Here is a 21234-nt window from a genome sequence, read left to right on the forward strand (position 1 = left end):
CCCTCCCGCCCCTGCTTGTCAATACGTCACAGTGACGAAATGGTAGTGACGCGCGGGTTAAGCGATCTACGCGAAATCAGTTCTCGGAGTAGCGAACTTGTCCGTTGACATCCGACGTTGGGTATTGCCGCCGCATCTGGGGTATCGGCGTGTCTTTGTCAATCTATTTGAGGCACGGCCGGTACCGTTGTTTGGTGCGCACGTCGCCGGCAGCGCTGTGGCCCCGGGTCAGCGGTGGAGTTGAGCTTGAACTCAACTCCACCGGAGGTTACACGCGCTTGCCGCTAGCCGAGTGCGCCGCGGTGGCCTTTGATTTGGACTGCTCACCTATCCGCGGATTCCCGTCGTTTCGTGGACAGAGCAATTATCCAGGGCTGTGGTGGTTTTCGAAGACTCGTGAGCACATCGGCTATGAGTCATGGGTGGAGCGCGACCATTTGATGGCGTTGGATGCCGATCCCGCGGTCATTGGCGTTGCTTCGCAGCCGTTCCGACTGCATTGGGGTGATGGCAGGCACCACGTGCCAGACTACTTCGTACGTTTGTCCGACGGATCCGCGAGGGTTCTCGACGTGCGCAGCGATAACCGAATATCGGAAGCTGATGCTGAGTTATTCGATCGATCGGATCAGGCGTGCCGTTCGCTCGGATGGACCTATCGGCGTGTCGGCGAGGCAGATCCGGTGGTGACGGCGAACCTGCGGTGGCTGTCCGGGTATCGACATCCACGGGTTTACCGCCCGGCGGTCGCCGCGGCGTTGCAAGCGGCCTTCGACGCGGCGCGACCACTGATGGCCGGTGTGAGATCGGTCGGCGAAGCGATCATGGTGCTGCCGGTGCTGTTCCACCTGTTGTGGCATGGACAGCTGGGCGTGGACCTTTGCGGGGCCGTCTTGGCCGAGGATTCGATCGTCGGCCCTGCTTTGTCGCGATGACGGGTATGCGTTCAGGCGTCATCCGTGAAGGCGATGAAATCCGTTTATCCGATGGAGTGTTCACGATTGCCACACTTTCCGGTGGCGCGGCCAGGCTGACTGATGCGGTCGGCGGGCAGTCGGTGGTACCCCTGTCTCGGCTGCTGGGTGACCCGACGTTGGAGTTGGTGTCGGGGTCGCGGCCCGCGCTGTGCTCTGAGGAAGCCTTGGCCGGTGTGCCGGAGGCTGCAGCTGAGCGTGCCCGCTGGTGGGAGCGGCACTTGATCGAGGTGTTGACGGGTCGGCGGGTTGACGCCGAGGCAGGGAGGCGGCCGCGACCCGAGTTCGATCCGGCGTCGTGTTCGCTGCGGCAGCGCGAGCTGGCGAAGCTCGCCGAGCTGCAGTCGGCCGGCCACGAGATCAGCTTGAACACGTTGCAGCGGCAACGCTATGCCTACGAACGAGACGGCCTGTTGGGCGTTGTCGATCGTCGTCACATTCCCCGCCGGCCAGTGTTTGGCCGGGTTGACGAGCGGCTGGTGGACGCGCTGCGGCAAGCCATCGATGAGGAGACCGACCTGTCGACCGGGACGGTGAGTCGCTTGCAGCGGCGAGTGACAAAATCGTTGGTGGCTCAATACGGCGCGCAGGACGCTCCGGCGCTGCCCTCGCAGCGCACTTTCTATCGCCTGGTGAAGAGGTTGTCGGCGGGCCGGCACACGTTCGGCTCGGCACGCACCCGCCGTTCGCTGGCCAAACAGCCAGATGGCCCGTTCGGTGTGCTGACGGTGGCACGGCCCGGTGAGATGGTCGAGATTGATTCGACTCCACTGGATGTGCGGGTGGTCCTCGATGACGGCACGGTGGACCGGGTCGAGCTGACCGGCATGGTTGACGACGCGACCCGCTCGATTCCGGCCGCGGTGTTGCGGCCCACGACCAAAGGGGTCGACGCGGCGTTGCTGCTGGCCCGGGCGTTGACGCCGGAGTCGATGCGGCCGGGGTGGTCGGATGCGCTGCGAATGTCGCGATCGGTGCTGCCGCATCGCTGTTTGACCGGCGTGGATCAGCGGTTGGCTGATGCGGCCGCCCGGCCGGTGATCGCCCCGGAGACCGTCGTGTGCGACCACGGGAAGGCATATCTGTCGCAAACGTTTCGGCAAGCGTGTTGCACGCTGGGGATCAACCTGCAGCCCGCCCATCCGGATACGCCGACCGACAAACCCAAGATCGAGCGGACGCTGCAGTCGGTGGCCACCTTGTTCGCCCAGCATGTCGCCGGATATGTCGGCTCCAGCGTCGAGCGGCGCGGCAAGAACGCCGAACAGGATGCGGTGTGGTCGATCGTGGAGCTGCAGGCACTGCTGGACGAGTGGATCGTCGCGGTGTGGCAGAACCGGCCCCACGACGGGCTGCGTGACCCCGTCACGCCGGGCAAGGCGCTGACGCCGAACGAGAAGTACGCCGCATTGGTTGAAGTCACCGGCTATGTTCCGGTCCCGCTGTCGGCCGACGATTACATCGAGTTGCTGCCGCCGTGCTGGCGGCGCATCAATTCCTACGGGATTCGGGTCAACAACCGCACCTACGACGCCAAGGCGCTCAACCCCTACCGCCGCCAGCACTCGGGGGTGGAATCCAAGAAGGGCCGGTGGGAAGTGCACTACGACCCCTACGACGTGTCGCGGATCTGGGTGCGCAACCATCACGACGAGGGCTGGCTGGCCGTGACCTGGACGCATTTGCGCACCCGCCCGGCGCCGTTCGGCGAATCGGTATGGCAGCACGCGCGCACCGTGCTGGCCCAACGCGGGTGCGATCAGGCGACCGAATCCGAGATCGCCCGCGCGGCCGATGAACTGCTTGACCGGGCCGCGCAAGGCCCCGCATCCTCCGCACAGGAATCGAAGGATCGCCGGGTGGCGGGTCGAACGCGAGCGACCGCGGCGCCGGCGTGGCCCCGCCCGGACGCCGCCGAACCCTTCGCCGAGGCGGACCCGCCGCCAGGCGGTGATGAGGACGCCGAGGACACCGAGATAGCGCAGGTCATTCCACTTCCGGTGTTCGATGCACGCAAGGAGGCTGAGTCGTGGCGGTTGTGAACACGTTTGCCCCGGTGAGTCAACTCGAGGACCGGCGCCAACCCACTACCACGCTGGAGGGTTGGCGCCGTTTCGTTGATGCGGATCCGCCCGAGTGCACCCTGTTGCCCGATGCGCAGTGGAGCGCCCTGTCGGAGACCGAGCGGACCAATTACAACGAAGCCCGGGTAGCGCATCACAGTGAACTGGTCGTGGTCACCACATCGGCGATCCAGCGCATCACCAACGAGGGTCGGCTGCTGACCCTGCTCAACCAACGCGAGATCGGCGCCCGGCGCGGGCTGATCATTTCCGGGGCAGCCGCAACCGGGAAGACTACCGCGGTCAAACAACTCGGCCGGTTTCACGAACTGCGTATCCGGACACGATTCGCCGACAAGTCCCGGATCCCGGTGGTGTATGTGACCGCACCGCCGAAAGGCTCGCCACGCAAACTCGCGATGGAGTTCGCACGATTTCTGGGCCTTCCGCCGATGCAACCGCGGGTGAATGTCACTGACATCGCCGACGCCGTCTGTCAGGTCCTCATCGACACCCGCACCGACATCGTGATCGTCGACGAGATCCACAACCTCAACCTCGATACCCGCGCCGGCGAGGAACTTTCCGATCACCTGAAGTACTTCACCGAACACCTGCCCGCCACCTTCATCTACGCCGGCATCGACGTCGAACGCTCCGGTGTCTTCACCGGCACCCGCGGACGACAGCTCGCCGGCCGATGCGGTGTGATCAACACCGGCCCGTTTCCTTTCGCCGGTGAATGGAAGTCGCTGGTGGCCGCGATGGAAGGCACCCTACGCCTGCACGGTCACACCGCGGGAACGCTTGTCGCCGAGGCCAAGTACCTGCACCAACGCACCGGCGGCATGATCGGAAGCCTGGCGCACCTGATCCGTTCGGCGGCTATCCGTAGCATGCTCGATGAAACCGAGAGTGTTACCAAAGATCTGATGGACACGGTGCTAATCGACTACGCGGCCCAAACATCGGCACAGCGTCATGCCAGCTGAGATAGCTACCCGACCGACATGGCCTCGGGGCCCTGCCATGCGATTGCCCCGAACTGTCACACCGTTTCACGCCGAGACGGTCCAGTCCTACCTTGATCGCCTCGCGCACGCCAACCACCTAGACCCCAGACAGCTGCGCCGCTACCTGGCCGACGGTCCAGCGATTTGTTGTCCCCGGCCGGACTGGCTGGCAAACGTCAGCAACCACCCATTGGTCACTCTGCAGACCCGGCTAATAGGGTTGGTCGGCCGCGACCGCGACACCACCCGACAACGCCGCCACGCCCGACCCGCGTGCCGGCTGTGCATGACACGCCGCGGTGTCTACGAGCCCGTCTACTGCTGGTTCCCCGACCACGCCACCGTCTGCCACCGGCACCGTCGCTGGATCGGTCCGGGCACCCACACCCTCGACGATCAACGCGATTTGCGCTGCGCGCCTGCCGTGATCGCCGCCGCTCAGCGCCATGCGCGCCTGTATCACCGTCACAACGACATGCTGGACTTCGCGGTTAGGGACGCCACTCGGATCCACCGCCGGTGGTCGGGCTGGACAAGCCGGTTCACACTGTCGCCCGCGAACGCCGACATCGACGCCTACATCGCTACGTACCCCGATTTGATCGCGTTGGCCGGAATCTTGGCGGATGCTCGTCGCCAGATTTGGAACACCGCGGTAGCAACACCGGCCCGAGCCCACGCCGTCGATGCGGTCTACGCCAGCGTTGGCCGCCAATTTCCCCAACACCGTGACCAGAACCAGCCCATCGAACACTGGATCGACGATCAGCAACTCAGTGCCCCACGCATTAGCAGGCCCGGTTCCCAAGGCAGGGAACAAGCCCGCAGCGTTGAGTAACCCGTCCGGGCCGGTGAGTGCCACCCCGGCATCTCGGGCCTGGCGCACCAGTTCGCGGGCGACTTCCAGCTCGTCGACCTCACGATTTTGGGGGCTTCGATCGCGGCGGTAGCGGCCTGTTCTTCACTGTTCTGCGATGGCTCCACAGCCACGACAGCCTCGGTCATTCTGGCGACCTTTCCGCCCCCGACACACCGGGGTCCGTCAGGCCACTTACACCGTTACCGCGACAGTCCCCGCACGTCAGCCACGGCCAGCGCGGGTGTCCGTTCTCGTTTGACCTGAGGCACTATTTGCTGCCTGACCTGCGGTGAAAATATCGCCGGCCGGTGTGGTTGCGGGTTCGCTGTCGTTGTGACGGTGGGCGGCGAGGAAGTCGTCGACGATGCGTGTGCAGTCGTGGGCAGCCATGGTGCGCAGGCCGGTCATTCGCGCGAAGGCGAATGGCCCGATGAGTTGGCACAGTACGAGTTCGACGTCGACGTCGCCGAGTTCGGCGCGGGCTTCGGCGCTTTGCAGGATGGCGTCGAAAGGTTGTCGGTATTGGTCAATGACTCGTGCGCGTAGCGCCCTGGGGGCGTGCTCACCGCTGGCGTGATCGGTGGTTGCGGTGGGGCCCAGGGCGAGCCAGGCCAGCGCGGTGACGTGCAGCGGAGCGTCGGCGAATAAGGCGGCCTGGCGGGTGAGCAGTTCGATGAGCCGTTCGCGCAGCGTTCCACTGGCCGGTGCGGGCGGGGTGACTTGAGGTAGCAGCCGCTCGAAGGTCGCTGCGAGCAACTGCGACGAGTTGTTGAAATGGCGGTAGAGGGTGGTGCGAGCCACCTTGGAGGCTTTGGTGACCGCATCGATGGTGACGGCCTCAATGCCGCCGCTGGTGAGCAGTGCGGCCGCTGCGTCCAGTAGGCGATTGCGGGATCGGATCCGGCGGGGGTCGATGTCGTCATCGTCATTGCCGTCGTCGTGGCCGAACTCCAGCCGGCTGCTCACCCTCGCTCACCTCGCTGCTTCCGCGTTTTCGGCCGGCGTTGCGCGCTTAGGCCGACGGTTATGGCACTAACGGTAGCGCAGCGAAACGGTTCGTAGTGGGAGCGCCGTAGTGTCCGTTCGGCCTCGGTGGCTCGCAGTTAGCGCTACCACTAGTAGCGGAGCGCTACTAGTAGTACTATTTGTGCATCACCCGAGGATGTGTCGACGGAGGCGCCATGTACCCCCAATGGATCCAAGCGTGCGTTGTGCAACGCGTGTCGCTGCGTGATGGGCTGGTGTTGGACTTCGATGACCGCAATGAGGTGGTCATTTACCGCCCGCTGCGGCTTACGCTGCCCGCCGTCGGTGACTTTCCGGTCGAGGCAGTGTTCATCGATCCCGGCCGGGTCGCGACTCATGAGCGCCCACTGCTGGATCTCGCCGGCGCGGTGTGCACGCAGGCATGGTGCGGCGATGGTGGTGGGCTGCACCTTGGCTTTTCCAGCGGACACCGCATCGATGTTGACGCCCACCCGCAGGTCACCGCCTGGGAGTTGTACGGCAGGCACCACGGCTACATGGCGTGCCTGCCGCATGGGCGGGTCCGGGTGGTCCGCTATGACATCCCCGAGGCCGACGACGCCGAGGTAGATCTCGCCGCACGTCGTTAATGGTCTATTCCGCGCTGCGTCGCGCGTGCGCCGCTGAATAGCGCATGTATCGACGATGTGGTACTGCGAGTAGCGTAGCGATATCGATAGTTTCGTTTGATGGAGGTGTGGTGGCCGACGGCGATCGGGACTTCTCGGGTACCACGGCGACACTGCTGAAGCGCAATGGTCGTTCGACCCCTACGGCCGATTCCAGCGAGTACAGCGCGCGGTTGGCGGCGCTGGCTGGGTTCACGGTGCGGCACAAGGCGCTGGTGATGGGGGCATGGGTCGGCGTTGCGGTGGTGCTGGCGCTGTTGTTTCCCCAGTTGGAGACGGTGGTGCGGCAGCAGTCGGTGAACCTGCTCCCGCGCGATGTGCCGTCGTTTCAAACGGTGGACCGCATGAGCGCGGCGTTCGGCGAACAGGGTTCCAAAACGATGGTGTTCGTCGCGATGGAAGACCCCGCCGGGTTGACCCCCGCGGCGCGGCAGCACTACGACCAGCTGGTGGCGCGGCTGCGCGCCGACACCGATCACGTCTTGCTGGTTGAAGACCTGCTGGCCGACCCGGTCACCGCGGCCCACGCGGTCAGCCACGACCACCAGGCTTGGTATCTGCCGGTGGGCGTGGCCGGCACGCTGGGTGATCCCACCGCGGCCGCCTCCGTGCAGGCGGTGCGTGGCATCGCCGCTGGGGTGCTCGCCGGCACGTCGACCACGGCGTATGTGACCGGGCCACCGGCGACGTTCAGTGACATGATCGCTTCTGCCGAGCACGACCTGCTGCTGATTTCGATCGCGACTGCAGGTCTGATCGCGCTGATCCTGCTGATCGTGTACCGGTCGGTGTTCACCGCGCTGCTGCCGCTGCTGGTGATCGGGGTGAGCCTGGCCGTCGGGCGCGGTGCGCTGTCCGCACTGGGCGAGATGGGCATGCCTGTCTCGCAGTTCACCGTGGCGTTTATGACCGCGATCCTGCTGGGCGCGGGCACCGATTACACGGTGTTTTTGATCAGCCGCTATCACGAGCAGCGCCGCGCGCAAGTGCCCGCCGATCAGGCCGTTATCCACGCTACAGCCAGCATCGGCCGGGTGATCCTGGCCTCGGCGGCCACCGTCGCGTTCGCGTTTTTGGCGATGGTCTTCGCCCGCCTGAGTGTGTTCGCCGCGCTCGGCCCGGCGTGCGCGGTCGCGGTGCTCGTCGGATTCGCAGCCACGGTCACGCTGCTGCCGCCGGTGCTGGCGCTGGCCGCCAAACGCCGTATCGGCGAACCCAAATCCGATCGCACCCGCCGGTACTGGAACAGCGTCGCCGTCGCGGTGGTCCGGCGCCCCGGCCGGTTGCTGATCACCAGCCTGGTCATCCTGCTGGCCCTGGCAGGAGTCGCGGCGACGATGAAAATCAGCTACGACGACCGCAAAGGCCAGCCCACCAGCACCGCCAGCAACCAGGGCTACCAGCTGCTGGACCGCCACTTCGGCAAAGATATCGTCATCCCCGAATTCCTGGTCGTGGAAAGCCCCACCGACATGCGCACCGGTAAGGGGCTGGCCGACCTCGACGAAATGGCCTCCCGCATCTCCCAGACTCCCGGCGTCAAAAAAGTTTCCGGGGTCACCCGGCCCACCGGAGAGCGCCTCGAGCAGGCCCAACTCTCGTGGCAGAACGGCCAGATCGGCGACAAGTTGGCTGGCGCCGTCGCCGACGGCAACGAACGCAAGGACGATCTCGCCAGGCTCACCGACGGCGCCGACCAACTCGCCGGCGGGCTCGCTCAGCTTGACACCACCCTGCGCAGCGCTTTGACACCACTGACCGGGATACTGGCTCAAGCTCAGTCCGCCGGCACTCAGGTTCAGCGGTTCCAGCCTTTGCTGCAACAGCTTTCAGCCACCGCCCCGGCCGTCGACAAAGCCATCCAATCCGGCCCCGGGCTGCGGCCCCTGGCCGAACAAGCCCAAAACGCCATCGCCATCCTCAACCCCCTCGTCGGCGCCCTCAACACCTCCCCGTGGTGCGCCACCACACCGCAGTGCGCCCAAATCCGCGATCAAGTTCAGATTCTGGTGAGCTTGCGCGACAGCGGATTCTTCACCGAGGTCGCCGACCTCGGCGACCACTACAACCCCGACACTAATGCCACCGTGGCCGGCACCCTCGCCAATGTCCAAACCGCGGTCACCGCCTTGGACAAGGCCTTCGGAGCCCTCGGTGATCCCGCCGACCTGGCCGGCAACATCAGTCGACTCCAAGACGGCATCAGCCAACTCGCCGCGGGCGCCCAAGCACTGGCGACCGGCGTGCACACGCTGGTCGACAGCAACATCGAACTGCTGTCCGGGATGAACCAGATCGCCACCCAACTGCAGAACTCCGCTCGCGCCAGCGCCTCCTCGGACTCCGCCAGCGGCTTCTACCTGCCCGCCAATGTCTTTGAGAACCGCCGATTCGCCGATGTAGCGAAACAATTCCTGTCAGCCGACGGCAAAACCGCACGCTTTGCCATCGAATCGACCCCCGACCCCTACAGTGGCGCAGCAATCCGCCTGGCACACAAGATCGTCGACGTTGCCAACGCGGCGCGCCCCAACACCTCACTGGCCGACGCCACCGTCTCGGTTGCCGGGTTCCCCGCCGTCAACTCCGACATCCAGCGATTGCTGCGGGCTGACTTCGCCCAACTGGCCATCGCCACCCTGCTCATTGTCGGGCTCATCCTGGTGATGTTGCTGCGCGCCATAGTGGCCCCGTTGTACCTGCTGGGCACCGTCGTGTTGAACTACTTGGCCTCACTAGGCATCGGCGTTCTGATATTCCAATGGGGCCTCGGATACGAAATCGCCTGGCCGGTACCCCTGTTGGCGTTCATCATCCTGGTAGCAGTCGGCGCCGACTACAACATGCTGCTCGTCTCACGGCTGCGCGAAGAATCCGGACCCAATACCCGCGTCGGCGTACTACGCACCGTCGCCAACACCGGCTCCGTCATCACCTCAGCCGGCCTGATCTTCGCCGCCAGCATGTTCGGCCTCACCACCGGCTCGATAGCCATCATGATCCAGGCCGGACTCATCATCGGCTGCGGACTACTCCTCGACACCTTCCTGGTGCGCACCCTCACCGTCCCCGCCATCGCCACACTGCTGCGCGAAGCCAGCTGGTGGCCCAACGTGCGGCACCGCCATCGCGGCCGGCGGGCCGCACTGAGTTGCTGATCGTACATCCACTGGTGGACTGGCCAGGCATGGTCAGGGCGTTCCGGGAACCGGTGAGCGAGGCTGACGTGGACTGTGTCGACGGCGCGAGCGCGGGCCGGGGTTTCTGGCGGCCGCTTCGGGCCCCAGCCGGAACCAAGCAGTGTCCGCTGATGGCTGACAAACCCCGGCCGCGCGCTGGACCAGGCGCGTTCCGAATCCTCCCGCGCCTGCCCCACAGGCGACCCCTCTCCAGAGACAACTGAGACCCCACCAAGCTCCCTTGCTGCCACGAAAGTCGACTTACCCCAGATTAAATGGCAAACCATCCGTTGCCGGTTGTCACTTGATCTGAGGCGCCGCAGGTCAAGCGGCCATGGGTGCCTCAGATCAAATGACAACGGACAGAACTAGCTGCGACCAGACTGCCCGCAGCGACTCGATGACTTCGGGCGACTCGTCTGGCCGCAGTCCGTTGAGGCTCTTGGCGGGAATCGAGAGTTCGATACCGTCGAGCACCCGTGCGCCGGCGATCGCCAGTGACTTGCGCGCATCGGCGTGCGCCCATGCCCCGCCGTGCCTGCCCAGGGAGGATCCGATAACTGCCGTGGGTTTACCTTTCAGCGCGCTGCTGCCATAGGGGCGCGACAGCCAGTCGATCGCGTTCTTGAGCACGCCGGGCAGGCCGCCGTTGTACTCGGGCGTGACCACCAACAAGGCGTCGCAGTTATCCACTTCGGCACGAAGTGCTTGGACCGCGGCGTCGCCCGGAGGGACATCAATGTCTTCGTTGTAGTGCGGCACCTCGTTCAGGCGGTCGAAGAGAATCGGCGCGACTCGCGCAGGCGCGTGGGCGATGGCGGTCTGGGCCAGTTGGCGATTGAGCGATCCGGATCGCAAGCTGCCCAAGAGGATCAGAAGTCGCACGGTGGATGTTTCTTGGGTCATTGTTTGTAGCCTATCCTCACGTGACAGAATCCCTCCGCCTACCACGTCTTGAAGGGGCCAGACAGGGTAAGCTGCCGTGGCTAGGGACATTCCCCGGGCGCCATGAGGGGATGCGATGTCGAGGCCGTTGACCGATCGGGAGATCCGCTCCGAGTTGGAGCCGGTTGCTGCGGCCAACGTGAATCGGCATGAGGCGGCGGTCACCGAATGGAATCCCCACGACTATGTGCCGTGGGAGCGTGGCCGGAATTTCGCACGGACGGGCGGTGTCGACTGGTCACCGGAACAGTCGCAGCTCAGTGACGTCGCGAAGGCGGCGATGGTCACCAATCTGCTCACCGAGGACAACCTGCCGTCCTATCACCGTTGGGCTGTGGAGCAGTTGTCCCTCGACGGTGCCTGGGAAGCCTGGGTGGGCAGGTGGACCGCCGAGGAGAACCGCCACGGCATCGTGATCCGCGACTACCTCGTCGTCACCCGCGGTGTCGATCCGATCGCGCTGGAGCAGGCGCGCATGCAGCATGTGACCAACGGGTTCGGACCGACCGCCGACGAGGAGGCCAAGCACCGGCCCGATTTCCTGTTGTCCGTCGCGTATGCGACGTTCCAGGAGCTGGCAACCCGGGTCAGTCACCGCAATACCGGCAAGGTGTGCGACGACCCGGTGGCGGACCGGATGTTGCAACGTATCGCCGCCGACGAGAACCTGCACATGGTCTTCTACCGGAATATGTGCAGTGCGGCATTGGATCTGGTGCCCGACCAAGCCTTGGAGGCCGTTGCCGACGTCGTCGAGAACTTTCGGATGCCCGGTCTGGGCATGCCGAACTTTCGCCGTAACAGCGTGTTGATGGCCAAACACGGGATCTACGACCCGCGGTTGCATATGGATGAGGTCGTGAAACCGACCCTGCGCAAGTGGCGGATATTCGACCGCGACGATTTCACTTCGCGCGGCGAACAGCGCCGTGAACAGCTCGCAACCTACCTCGAAAGCCTTGAGCACCAAGTCATCAGGTTCGAGGAGCAACGCGATCGCCGTTTGGCCCGGGAAGAGCGCAACAGGGCGTCGAAAGCCGGCTAGCCGGATTCGGACCTAGTCGTAGATGACGGCGAGGCCCCGGCGTCGGAGGTCGGCCAAGGTGTCCCGCATCGTTTGGAGCTGTTCGGGTGAATGCCCCACCCAATCGGTGATCTCGCCAACCACTCTCACCGGCTGGCGGGTGCGGTAGGAACAGGTCGGGTTCCCGGGGAGCTTCTTGTCCGTCACATTCGGATCGTCTTCGATCACACCCTCCGGCTCCACGATGTAGATGCGGCCCCGGCCTTCGCCTGGGGCCATCTCGGCTCCCCACGTTGCGGCGTCCAATGTTCGCGTCACATACACGTGGTTCGAGATGCGTCCCGCCTCGTAGTTGGACGGGCGTCCCGGCACCAGCAGGTCCCCGATGGACAAATCGGCCTTGGTGCCATGAAGGAGCGCGCCCGATTCATGTGTTTCGAAAGGTTTTGGCGTACTTGCCACAACATCCCCCGTCCGTCGTCAGTACGCGGCCGGATGATTGTGCCGCACGGAAGGGGCCTTGCCGCAAGCCCCCCTGTTGGCCATACAGTGGAAGTGAGGGAGGTATCAACGGTGCGCGTGTTCGTCACTGGCGGTACCAGTGCGATCGGCAGCTATGCGGTGCCGGCTTTGATCGCCGCCGGGCATGAAGTCACCGCGATGGCGCGCGGTGATGCGAAAGCCTCGGTCTTGATCAGCCAGGGAGCCAATCCGATTCAGGTGTCCCTATTCGATCGTGACGCACTCAGCCACGCCTTCGGCGGCCATGACGCAGTGGTGAACTTGGCCTCCGCGCTCCCCTCCCCGCAGCGGTTCATGTTCAAGTCAGCGTGGACTGAGTGCCATCGGATACGCACCGAGGGTTCGGCGACGGTCGTCGAGGCAGCGCGTGCCGCAGCGGTTCCCAGAGTGGTGCAGGAATCGGTGGCGATGATCTACCGCGACGGCGGCGACCGCTGGCTCGACGAGGACTGCGCCGTCGACCACTACCCTTTTCGCCTCGGGCAACCACGCTGCCGAAGCCAGCGCGCAACGTTTCGCCGAAACCGGCGGTGATGCAGTCATTCTGCGATTCGGCCTGTTCTACGGGCCGGGCGCGGCCCACAGTGAACAGATCATGGACATGGCCCGTCGCCACGTGGTGTTCCAGGCCGGCCGCCACGACACTTACCAGTCATCGATCTACCTCACCGACGCCGCCAGCGCGGTGGTCGCCGCCCTCACATGCCCGGCAGGCACCTACAACGTCGTGGATGACGACCCCGTCACCAAGACGCAGCACACCCAAGCGATAGCCGCGGCCGTCGGCACCCGCCCGTGGATCACCGGGCCGGGCCGCCTAGCGGAACTACTCGGTGACCGGACCACATCGATGACCAGATCCCTTCGCGTCAGCAACGCACGCTTTCGCGAGGTCACCGACTGGGCGCCGGCCTACCCGAGCGTGCGGGAAGGCTACCGGGCGATGGTGGCGAGCTCCGGCTAGCTTTACAATTCCTTGCAAAACTGTCACGCTTGCGCCCGGGCGCGGGGGCGTGCGTATTCGCTCGGATCGTCCGTAATCGCAGAGCATCGATGACGAGGGGCAGCGGGTGGCGCGCACTGAGTTCTCCGGTCGGACCGTGGTGGTGTCCGGCGGAAGTCGTGGTATCGGATTGGCGATCGGGCTGGGCGCGGCACGACTGGGCGCCAACGTGGTGCTGTTGGCCAAGACCGCCGAGCCGCATCCGCGTCTGCCCGGCACGGTGGACACCGCGGCCGCCGAGATCGAGGAAGCCGGCGGCAAAGCGCTCGCTGTCGTCGGCGACGTGCGCTCCGAAGAAGACGTGCAGCGGGCCGTCGACGCCGCGGTGGAGAGATTCGGCGGCGTCGACGTCTGCGTGAACAATGCCAGCTCGATTGCCGCCGAGCCCACCGAGCAGTTGTCCGCCAAGAAGTTCGACCTCATGCAGGACATCAACGTGCGCGGGACGTTTCTGCTGACCAAGGCGTGCCTGCCGCACCTGCGGCGGTCCGCGACGCCGCACGTGCTGACGATCGCTCCCCCGATCAACATGAACCCGTACTGGCTGGGCGTGCATCCGTCCTACACGCTGTCCAAATACGGCATGACGTTGCTGACGCTGGGCTGGGCCGCGGAATACGCCGACGCTGGAATCGCGTGCAACTGCCTGTGGCCGGAGACCTACATCGCCACGTCCGCGGTGGCCAACTCCCCCGACGGCGGACAGCTGTTGGAGAAGGCGCGCAGCCCGCAGATCATGGCCGACGCCGCCGTGGAGATTCTGCGCCGCCCGGCGGCGGATGCGAACGGGCAGTGCTACATCGACGCCGACGTGCTGGCCGAGGCCGGCGTGACGGACTTCTCCCCCTACGGCGGTGGCCCCGAGCCGCTGATGGACTTCTTCGTCGACAGGCCGTTGGGCGGTGGCGCCACGACACCCTGAGTCGGGTCAGCTGCTCCAGCGCGGTGCGCGCCGCTGGAGAAACGCCTCGACGCCCTCGCGCGCGTCAGGGCTTCCCATCACCCGGTGATGGAGTTGGGTTTCCAGGTCGGCCACCTGCCGGGGGGTGTAGCCGTTGATCACGGTGTCCCACAGCAGCCGCTTGGTCAGCGCCGCTGACGTGGGCGCCACGTTGACGGCAATGTCACGGGCGATGGACAGCGCGTGGTCGAGGACCTCAGCGGCGGGCAGGCATCGGGTGGCGATGCCCATCTGGGCGGCCTCGTGCCCGTCGAACGTGCGGCCGGTCAGCAGGACGTCGGCGGCCACCGCGGTCCCCGCCAGCCGGGGCAGCGTCCAATGCGACATACAGTCCGGAACGACGCCTCGGCGGACTTGTGGCACAGCGTATTTCGCATCAGCAGCCATGATCCGGATATCGGCCTGCAAGGCGATCGTCAGTCCGATCCCGATCGCGTGACCATTGACCGCGGCGATCACCGGTGTGCTGAGCTCGAAGGCTGCCGGGGCGATCGGCGAGGCGGTGAATTCGTCCGCGGCTCCGGGCGCATCGAAAGGACTGGTCGGTGCTGCGAGATCGGCTCCCGCGCAGAAAGCGTCACCGGCACCGGTCAGCACGATCGCGCGTACCGCGTCGTCCTGGTCGCAGTCGAGGTAGGCCTGGCTGAGCAGCTGACCCATCTGGCCGGTGTAGGCGTTACGGGCTTGCGGCCGATTCAGCGTGAGCAGCGCGACGCCGTCGGCGGTGCTGACCGTCAGGTCGGTCGTCAGCGCAGGTAAACCTCATTGCCGGTGGGATATCCGCCACCGGTGGTGGTGACGTGGACGTGGTCGTAGTGGCCATAGCCGCCGCGTTGCGCCCCGCCGCCGGGTGTGTAGTAGACGCCGCGCCAGATGGCGTCCTGCAAGCCGAACCGGCCGGCGTTCTCCATCACGTACGCCACGATCGAGTCGCCGAGCGCAATGCCCTCGGCGCTGGTCGGGTTGGGGATCATCACATCGAGGGCCAGCCCGTTGGGATGCCAGCGCAGCGCGTCGGCACGCACGCCACCGATCTGGTGGATCTGCGGGAAGGAGTCGCTGATGCTGCGGGCGGCCTGGATCGTCCTGACTTGCAGGCCGTTTTCCGGGGCGACGCCGGCCGGCAGGAAGCGGGAGACCATCCGCATTCGCGATGCCGCCGCAATGCCCGCGGGGGTGCCCTGCCGCAGGTAATCGGCGGGTGCCGCGACCAGCTGCAAACCGCCCGGTGAATCGTCCTCAGCAACCACCGGAGCGGGCTCTTTCACGGCCGCCGAATTCGTGCTGCCGCCCACAGCAAAGAACACTGCTGCCGGTGCGATGACTGCGGCCATCAATACCGATGACCTTTGGCGCTTGCTGGCTAACTCGTGTCGGCCCACGGAAAGACACAATACGAGAAATTCGGCTAATAGTCACAATTTTATAAACCTCATAAATTCCTTATGTCGGGCGCGTCACACTCGAATGGGCTACTGGCCCTCCATTTCTCGCCATTCCCGCAGGTGAACCAGCCCGCGAGGGCGACCCCCCGCGGCGGCAAAGGAAGCTCACCTAAGCAGATGGGTCTACACTGCATCTCATGAAGTCGACCACCCTTGCAGCGGTAGTGATGGGCTTGGCCGTGGCCCTGGCAGCCCCCGCTCACGCCGATCCCGACACCGATTTCGCCCGTGAACTGCACACCTACGGCATCTACGGCCCGCGTGACTACAACGCGTGGCTGGGCAAGATCACCTGTGAGCGGTTGGACAAGGGTGTTGACGGCGACGCGGCCAAGTCGGTCCGGTTCCTCACCCCCAACCTGCAGAAGGGAACCAACCAGGCGCAGGTCTGGCAGTTCCTCGGCGCATCGATCAACACCTACTGCCCGGACAAGCGGCCGGTGCTGGAGCGGGCCGCACAGCACGGCTGATGAACGTCAGCCAGCTCTGGCAGAACAAGCTGTTCGCCAGGACAGTCGGAGCCTCCTACGCCCGCGCCATCGAACAGCGCGGCGCAGCCCGAGTTTTCGGACGTATACTCTTCGGCACCGACGTCGATCGGATCTACCGGGCCATGCGTGTCGTCGCCGAACTGCCTGAAGGCTCGGCCGTGCTGGATGTGCCCTGCGGCGGCGGCATCACCATCGCCCAGCTGACACCCGGCCAGCGAGTGCGCTACGTGGCGATGGACATCTCGGCGGGCATGCTCGATCACGCGCGCCGACGGCTGCGCCCCGACCAGCACGACACCGTTGAGTTCGTCGAGGCGAGCATCGAGCAGATTCCGTTTCCCGACGACGAGTTCGACCTGTGCGTGTGTTTCAACGGCTTGCACTGTCTGCCAGACCCGGCTGCCGCGATACGCGAGATCGCTCGGTGCCTCAAACCCGGCGGCCGGCTGGTCGGAGACTTCGCCACCCGCGGCCAGGTGCGCCGCGCCGATGCCTACATGGTGTTGATGCGAACCAGCGGCACCTTCGGTCCCGGCGGCACCCTGAACGACGCCCGGCGGTGGTTCACCGAGGCGGGACTGACAATCGACGAACTCGAATGTTCTGGCGCAATAACACATTTCGCCGTCCACAAGTAACGGTCCCGAATCTGCCCTAGCCACCCCGGTTTTAGCGACTATCGTCGTTGGTATCCCGATCCGACCGGTGAGAGGGGCCCCCGATGGCCGTAGACAGCAACCTCGACAGCTTCGGAACCCAGGGCCGGCTGGCCGTCGACGACATCAGCTATCAGATCCGGCGGCTCGATCAGATCGACGGCGCGGCTCGGCTGCCCTACAGCCTCAAGGTTTTGTTGGAGAACCTGCTGCGCAACGAGGACGGCCGCCTGGTGACCGCCGAGCAGATCAGCGCGATGGCCGCCTGGGATCCAGCGGCTGAGCACGGCCGGGAGATCGCCTATACCCCGGCGCGGGTGCTGATGCAGGACTTCACCGGGGTGCCATGCGTCGTCGACCTGGTCGCGATGCGCGACGCGATCGCCGACCTGGGCGGGCAGACGACCCGAATCAACCCGCTGTGCCCGACCGAGTTGGTGATCGACCACTCCGTGATCGCCGATGTCTTCGGCCGCGCTGACGCGTTCGCGATCAACGCTGAACTGGAGATGGAACGCAACGCCGAGCGCTACCAGCTGCTGCGCTGGGGACAGCAGGCGTTCGACGACTTCTCGGTGGTGCCGCCCGACACCGGCATCTGCCACCAGGTCAACCTCGAATACCTGGCGCGGGTGGTGTTCACCCGGGAAGGCGCCGACGGACTGCTGGCCTACCCCGACACCCTCGTCGGCACCGACTCGCACACCCCGATGGTCAACGGCCTCGGGGTACTGGGCTGGGGTGTCGGCGGGATCGAAGCCGAAGCGGCCATGCTCGGCCAGCCGATGAGCATGCTGATCCCACCGGTGGTCGGCCTGAAACTCACCGGTGAACTGCAGCCCGGCACCACCGCCACCGACCTGGTCCTGACCGTCGCCGAGTTGCTTCGCGCCACCGGAGTGGTCGGCAAGTTCGTCGAATTCTTCGGCCCCGGGGTGGCCAACGTGCCGCTGGCCAACAGGGCCACGATCGGCAACATGAGCCCGGAATACGGGGCCACCTGCGCCATCTTCCCGATCGACGGCGTCACGTGCGACTACCTGCGCCTGACCGGGCGGACCGAGCATCAGATCAAGCTGGTCGAGGCCTACGCCAAAGAGCAGGGCATGTGGCACGAGCCCGATCACGAACCGGTGTACTCGCAGATCCTGGAACTGGACCTGGGCAGCGTCGAGCCCTCGATCGCCGGGCCCAAACGCCCGCAGGACCGCATCCCGCTGCGGGTGGCGCCACACACGGTCTCCGCTTTGCTGAACGGCACCGAGACCACGGCGCAGGCGCTGTCGGACCTGGACAAGGCATCCGCGGCCTCCTTTCCGGCCAGCGACCCGATCGCGTTCGGCCATGCCCAGGCCGAAGGCAGACCGCGGGAGCCGTGGCAAGGCGGTGACAAGCTGCCGTGGCCGAACGAGACGGTCGCCGTGGAACTCGCCGACGGCACCCGTACCGAAGTCAGCAACGGCGACGTGGTGATCGCCGCCATCACCTCCTGCACCAACACCTCCAACCCCTCGGTGATGGTCGGCGCGGCGCTGCTGGCGCGCAACGCCGTCGACAAGGGCCTGACCCGCAAGCCCTGGGTGAAGACCACCCTGGCGCCGGGGTCGCGGGTGGTCACCGACTACTACGAGCGGGCCGGCCTGACCCCGTATCTGGACAAGCTGGGCTTCAACCTGGTCGGCTACGGCTGCACCACCTGCATCGGCAACTCGGGCCCGCTGATCCCGGAGGTCAGCAAGGCCGTCGTCGACAACGACCTGACCGTGTGCTCGGTGCTGTCGGGAAACCGCAACTTCGAGGGCCGCATCCATCCCGAGGTCAAAATGAACTTCCTGGCCTCTCCGCCGCTGGTGGTGGCCTACGCGCTGGCCGGCACGCTGCGCGTCAACTTGCTGACGGACCCGCTCGGCACCGGCAGCGATGGTGAACCGGTGTACCTGCGCGATATCTGGCCCACCACCGCGGAGATCGCCGCTGTGGTGGATGACAACCTGCAGGCCGAGATGTTCACCACCAGCTACAACGACGTCTTCACCGGCGACGAGCGCTGGCGGGCGCTGCAGGTGCCGGAGGGTGACACCTTCGCCTGGGCGCCGGACTCCACCTACGTGCGCCAGCCGCCGTACTTCGACGGCATGACCCGCGAACCGGTGCCGCTCACCGACATCGCCGGGGCCCGGGTACTGGCCAAACTCGGCGACTCGGTCACCACCGACCACATCAGCCCGGCCGGGTCCATCCGGTACGACTCGCCCGCTGGAAAATACCTGTCGGAGCACGGAATTGAGCGCAAGGACTTCAACTCCTACGGCTCCCGGCGTGGCAACCACGAGGTGATGATCCGCGGCACGTTCGCCAACGTCCGGCTGCGCAACCAATTGGCGCCGGGCACCGAGGGCGGCTTCACCCGCGACTTCACGCAGGCGTCTCAAGACGGGGAAGCTCCGGTCAGCACCATCTACGAGGCATCGGTGAATTACCTTGCCGCCGAAATTCCGTTGGTGATTCTGGCCGGCAAGGAATACGGATCCGGTTCCTCACGCGACTGGGCCGCCAAAGGCACGGTGCTGCTCGGGGTACGCGCGGTGTTGGCGGTGTCCTACGAGCGCATCCACCGCTCCAACCTGATCGGCATGGGAGTGCTCCCGTTGCAGTTCCCCGACGGTGCCGACGCCGACTCACTGGGCTTGACCGGTGAGGAGACCTTCGACATCACCGGCGTAACCGCGCTGGCCGACAGCATCCCGGACACCGTGCATGTGAAAGCCGATGACATCGAGTTCGATGCCAAGGTGCGCATCGACACCCCCGGGGAGGCCGACTACTACCGGCACGGCGGCATCATGCAATACGTGCTGCGGCAGCTGCTCTAGAAGGGCGGCGGGTCCTTGGCGGCCGCGATTCGTCTGGCTTCTTCGGCGGCCGCGGCCTCGGCGGCTGCCGCTGCGATGCGTTCCTCATTGTGGTTGCGCTCCAGCCAGATCCGGTATGCCCGGTCCTGAGCCCTGGTACGCCTGCGGGTGGGCATCATCAGTCCGCGGCTGCCGGTCGGCTGCCACTCGGGCAGGTTCAGCTCCCCGGTCGGGACGGCCAATTGCGGGAAGTACAGGGCACCGTTGGGCGTGGTGACATAGGTGTGCCCGGTGGGCGCGGTCCAGATGACGGTCCCGTCGGGTTCCTGCCGATCCCGCCACCCATTGGGCCCGACCCAGAAGGTCTTCAGAAGATGATGCAGCCGGCACAGCAGCTTGAGATTGCTCGGGTGCGTCGGTCCGAGCGGCCACGGGACGGTGTGGTCGATGTCGGCGAACTCCGCAGGGCGCCCGCAACCGGGAAACCGACACGTGACATCGCGGCACCGGATGAAGTCAGCCAGCGCCGCCGACGGGCGGTAGCCCGGCTCCGCTGGCCCCTGGCCCGGATGGCGAACGGTGCGCAGCTTGGCCGACTTGGCGATCTTGCGCACCGCCTCCGCCGACAGGCCACCGAATCCGGGAACGTATCCCGGGGCCTGCGAACGCCCTTCGATGGCGGCCTGCTCGGCCAGCACGTGAATCATCACCGCACCCACCGGGGCATCGTCGGTGCCGACCGGGCACTCCGACGACCCGCATTCGCACACCATGGTGGCCGCACCCGCCGTCAGCGCCATCAGAGCATCCGCCCGGCGCTCCTCCTTGGTGCGCGGATCATCGGGACACACGGTGGCGGCCAACTCGCTGAGCCGCTGATCGAAAGCCAACGCATCAGGGGCGCGGACGTCGCCGAAGAGCTGAGCCAGCCCCGAATGACACGGCGCCACCCCGATATGGCGGGATCGATCCAAAGTGCGGGCCTCACGCACCGCCGCCGGCTCCAAAACCTGCACCCAGTAGTCCACCGCTTCCACGATGCGGCTCCGCGACCAGGTGCCCCACCGGGCGGCATTGCGTTCCAACCAGCGGTCCATTCGAGAAATGGCGTCCGGATCGAGCATCAACTCGGTGCGATGCACCACCGCCGCGACCACCTGATAGTCGACCACGCCGGCAGCGAACAACGCCCCGAGCTTCGGCAACCGCTCGGCCACCGCCAGACCGATACGCAACTGCCCAGCCGCCCGCCCACGACTGATGCCCTGAGCGGCAGCGATCTCCGCAGCCACCGCCTCCCAGCCGTCGATCGCCCAGATCTCCCGCCTCGCGATGTCCTGCTCGGCCAACCGACGGTGATACAACTCCGCCCCCGCCGCGAACACCCGCGCCAGCCACGCCGCCTGCAACCGGGCGGCCTCGCGCATGGCGTCGACCAGCCCCGACTCGTCGATGCGGCTGAGCACCTCCAGGGCCGGCAACTCCTTTTCGAACATACTTTCGATTGTAGCAGAATCCACTGACTCAAACTTTCTGACAGGGCCGCGTTATTCACAACGCGGCCGTGAGGAGGTTGAGTGGGTCATGGTCCA

At 65.8% G+C, this 21234-nt stretch carries 19 protein-coding genes and 1 pseudogene; 12 read left to right on the forward strand and 8 right to left on the reverse strand.

All coding sequences use genetic code 11. The features are described 5' to 3' along the window. The first annotated feature begins 194 nt into the window (after nt 1-194). The 3 genes from AWC16_RS21070 to AWC16_RS21080 all read left to right on the forward strand — a co-directional run bounded on the left by AWC16_RS21070 (nt 195) and on the right by AWC16_RS21080 (nt 4029). On the forward strand, nt 195-935 hold the full coding sequence (locus AWC16_RS21070; RefSeq protein WP_065289836.1) for a TnsA-like heteromeric transposase endonuclease subunit: 741 nt from the start codon (nt 195-197) through the stop codon (nt 933-935). 122 nt (nt 936-1057) lie between these two features. Beyond that, the gene (locus AWC16_RS21075; protein WP_085266683.1) at nt 1058-3016 is read left to right on the forward strand and encodes a Mu transposase C-terminal domain-containing protein; all 1959 of its coding nucleotides are present in this window, start codon (nt 1058-1060) and stop codon (nt 3014-3016) included. After that, a complete protein-coding gene (locus AWC16_RS21080) occupies nt 3004-4029 on the forward strand; it encodes a TniB family NTP-binding protein (protein WP_085266670.1) in 1026 nt (341 codons plus the stop codon). The genes AWC16_RS21075 and AWC16_RS21080 overlap by 13 nt, the downstream gene beginning before the upstream one ends. Nucleotides 4030-4261: 232 nt before the next feature. On the opposite strand, the gene AWC16_RS25395 is transcribed toward AWC16_RS21080, so the two are convergent. The 3 genes and pseudogenes from AWC16_RS25395 to AWC16_RS21095 form a co-directional block, all read right to left on the reverse strand. Continuing rightward, nucleotides 4262-4519, reverse strand: coding sequence for a hypothetical protein (locus AWC16_RS25395; protein WP_234812371.1), 258 nt, complete (start codon nt 4517-4519; stop codon nt 4262-4264). Between the two features lie 357 nt (nt 4520-4876). After that, a pseudogene (locus AWC16_RS21090) lies at nt 4877-5055 on the reverse strand (IS256 family transposase); the annotation flags it as partial. A gap of 76 nt (nt 5056-5131) precedes the next feature. Beyond that, a complete protein-coding gene (locus AWC16_RS21095) occupies nt 5132-5875 on the reverse strand; it encodes a TetR/AcrR family transcriptional regulator (RefSeq protein WP_085266671.1) in 744 nt (247 codons plus the stop codon). Nucleotides 5876-6090: 215 nt separating this feature from the next. Between AWC16_RS21095 and AWC16_RS21100 the strand changes: the two genes are divergently transcribed. Next, nucleotides 6091-6525 carry a DUF6188 family protein gene (locus AWC16_RS21100; protein ID WP_085266672.1) on the forward strand — a complete coding sequence of 145 codons (435 nt, stop codon included), beginning with the start codon at nt 6091-6093 and terminating at the stop codon, nt 6523-6525. A 110-nt stretch (nt 6526-6635) separates the two neighbouring features. Continuing rightward, the gene (locus tag AWC16_RS21105) at nt 6636-9722 is read left to right on the forward strand and encodes an MMPL/RND family transporter (protein ID WP_409370662.1); all 3087 of its coding nucleotides are present in this window, start codon (nt 6636-6638) and stop codon (nt 9720-9722) included. Between the two features lie 369 nt (nt 9723-10091). Here AWC16_RS21105 and AWC16_RS21110 read toward each other — a convergent pair whose 3' ends face one another. Next, nucleotides 10092-10649, reverse strand: coding sequence for an NADPH-dependent FMN reductase (locus AWC16_RS21110; RefSeq protein WP_085266673.1), 558 nt, complete (start codon nt 10647-10649; stop codon nt 10092-10094). Nucleotides 10650-10764: 115 nt separating this feature from the next. Between AWC16_RS21110 and AWC16_RS21115 the strand changes: the two genes are divergently transcribed. Further along, on the forward strand, nt 10765-11733 hold the full coding sequence (locus tag AWC16_RS21115; RefSeq protein WP_085266674.1) for an acyl-ACP desaturase: 969 nt from the start codon (nt 10765-10767) through the stop codon (nt 11731-11733). Between the two features lie 12 nt (nt 11734-11745). Here AWC16_RS21115 and arr read toward each other — a convergent pair whose 3' ends face one another. Continuing rightward, complete coding sequence (gene arr, locus AWC16_RS21120) at nt 11746-12174, reverse strand: NAD(+)--rifampin ADP-ribosyltransferase (RefSeq protein WP_085266675.1); 429 nt, start codon at nt 12172-12174, stop codon at nt 11746-11748. Nucleotides 12175-12207: 33 nt separating this feature from the next. On the opposite strand from arr, the gene AWC16_RS25750 reads away from it, so the two are divergent. The 3 genes from AWC16_RS25750 to AWC16_RS21130 all read left to right on the forward strand — a co-directional run bounded on the left by AWC16_RS25750 (nt 12208) and on the right by AWC16_RS21130 (nt 14159). Continuing rightward, entirely contained in the window at nt 12208-12768 is a 561-nt protein-coding gene (locus AWC16_RS25750; RefSeq protein WP_337339981.1) for an SDR family oxidoreductase, read from the forward strand. Between the two features lie 67 nt (nt 12769-12835). Continuing rightward, on the forward strand, nt 12836-13198 hold the full coding sequence (locus AWC16_RS25755) for an NAD-dependent epimerase/dehydratase family protein (RefSeq protein ID WP_337339982.1): 363 nt from the start codon (nt 12836-12838) through the stop codon (nt 13196-13198). Between the two features lie 106 nt (nt 13199-13304). Beyond that, nucleotides 13305-14159, forward strand: coding sequence for an SDR family oxidoreductase (locus AWC16_RS21130; RefSeq protein WP_207572376.1), 855 nt, complete (start codon nt 13305-13307; stop codon nt 14157-14159). A gap of 6 nt (nt 14160-14165) precedes the next feature. On the opposite strand, the gene AWC16_RS21135 is transcribed toward AWC16_RS21130, so the two are convergent. Then, complete coding sequence (locus AWC16_RS21135) at nt 14166-14948, reverse strand: enoyl-CoA hydratase/isomerase family protein (protein ID WP_085266677.1); 783 nt, start codon at nt 14946-14948, stop codon at nt 14166-14168. Then, nucleotides 14945-15580: a VldE C-terminal domain-containing protein gene (locus tag AWC16_RS21140; RefSeq protein WP_207572377.1), complete on the reverse strand. Its 636-nt coding sequence runs from the start codon at nt 15578-15580 to the stop codon at nt 14945-14947. The genes AWC16_RS21135 and AWC16_RS21140 overlap by 4 nt, the downstream gene beginning before the upstream one ends. A 200-nt stretch (nt 15581-15780) precedes the next feature. On the opposite strand from AWC16_RS21140, the gene AWC16_RS21145 reads away from it, so the two are divergent. The 3 genes from AWC16_RS21145 to acnA all read left to right on the forward strand — a co-directional run bounded on the left by AWC16_RS21145 (nt 15781) and on the right by acnA (nt 19663). Continuing rightward, entirely contained in the window at nt 15781-16113 is a 333-nt protein-coding gene (locus AWC16_RS21145; protein ID WP_085266679.1) for a DUF732 domain-containing protein, read from the forward strand. Then, nucleotides 16113-16772, forward strand: a complete 660-nt coding sequence (locus AWC16_RS21150) for a class I SAM-dependent methyltransferase (protein ID WP_085266680.1) — start codon at nt 16113-16115, stop codon at nt 16770-16772. The genes AWC16_RS21145 and AWC16_RS21150 overlap by 1 nt, the downstream gene beginning before the upstream one ends. An 83-nt stretch (nt 16773-16855) precedes the next feature. Beyond that, entirely contained in the window at nt 16856-19663 is a 2808-nt protein-coding gene (gene acnA / locus AWC16_RS21155) for an aconitate hydratase (RefSeq protein ID WP_085266681.1), read from the forward strand. On the opposite strand, the gene AWC16_RS21160 is transcribed toward acnA, so the two are convergent. Continuing rightward, nucleotides 19660-21138, reverse strand: a complete 1479-nt coding sequence (locus AWC16_RS21160) for an HNH endonuclease signature motif containing protein (protein WP_085266682.1) — start codon at nt 21136-21138, stop codon at nt 19660-19662. The genes acnA and AWC16_RS21160 overlap by 4 nt on opposite strands. Nucleotides 21139-21234: the final 96 nt, after the last annotated feature.

It is taken from the genome of Mycolicibacter longobardus (genome assembly GCF_002102265.1).
Lineage (GTDB): Bacteria > Actinomycetota > Actinomycetes > Mycobacteriales > Mycobacteriaceae > Mycobacterium > Mycobacterium longobardum.

Coding starts and splice junctions, on each gene's coding strand:
- AWC16_RS25750 (WP_337339981.1), top strand. CDS start 12,208: ATGATTGTGCCGCACGGAAGGGGCCTTGCCGCAAGCCCCCCTGTTGGC.
- AWC16_RS25755 (WP_337339982.1), top strand. CDS start 12,836: ATGGCCCGTCGCCACGTGGTGTTCCAGGCCGGCCGCCACGACACTTAC.
- AWC16_RS21145 (WP_085266679.1), top strand. CDS start 15,781: ATGAAGTCGACCACCCTTGCAGCGGTAGTGATGGGCTTGGCCGTGGCC.
- AWC16_RS21160 (WP_085266682.1), bottom strand. CDS start 21,138: ATGTTCGAAAAGGAGTTGCCGGCCCTGGAGGTGCTCAGCCGCATCGAC.
- AWC16_RS21115 (WP_085266674.1), top strand. CDS start 10,765: ATGTCGAGGCCGTTGACCGATCGGGAGATCCGCTCCGAGTTGGAGCCG.
- AWC16_RS21110 (WP_085266673.1), bottom strand. CDS start 10,649: ATGACCCAAGAAACATCCACCGTGCGACTTCTGATCCTCTTGGGCAGC.
- acnA (WP_085266681.1), top strand. CDS start 16,856: ATGGCCGTAGACAGCAACCTCGACAGCTTCGGAACCCAGGGCCGGCTG.
- AWC16_RS21100 (WP_085266672.1), top strand. CDS start 6,091: ATGTACCCCCAATGGATCCAAGCGTGCGTTGTGCAACGCGTGTCGCTG.
- AWC16_RS21150 (WP_085266680.1), top strand. CDS start 16,113: ATGAACGTCAGCCAGCTCTGGCAGAACAAGCTGTTCGCCAGGACAGTC.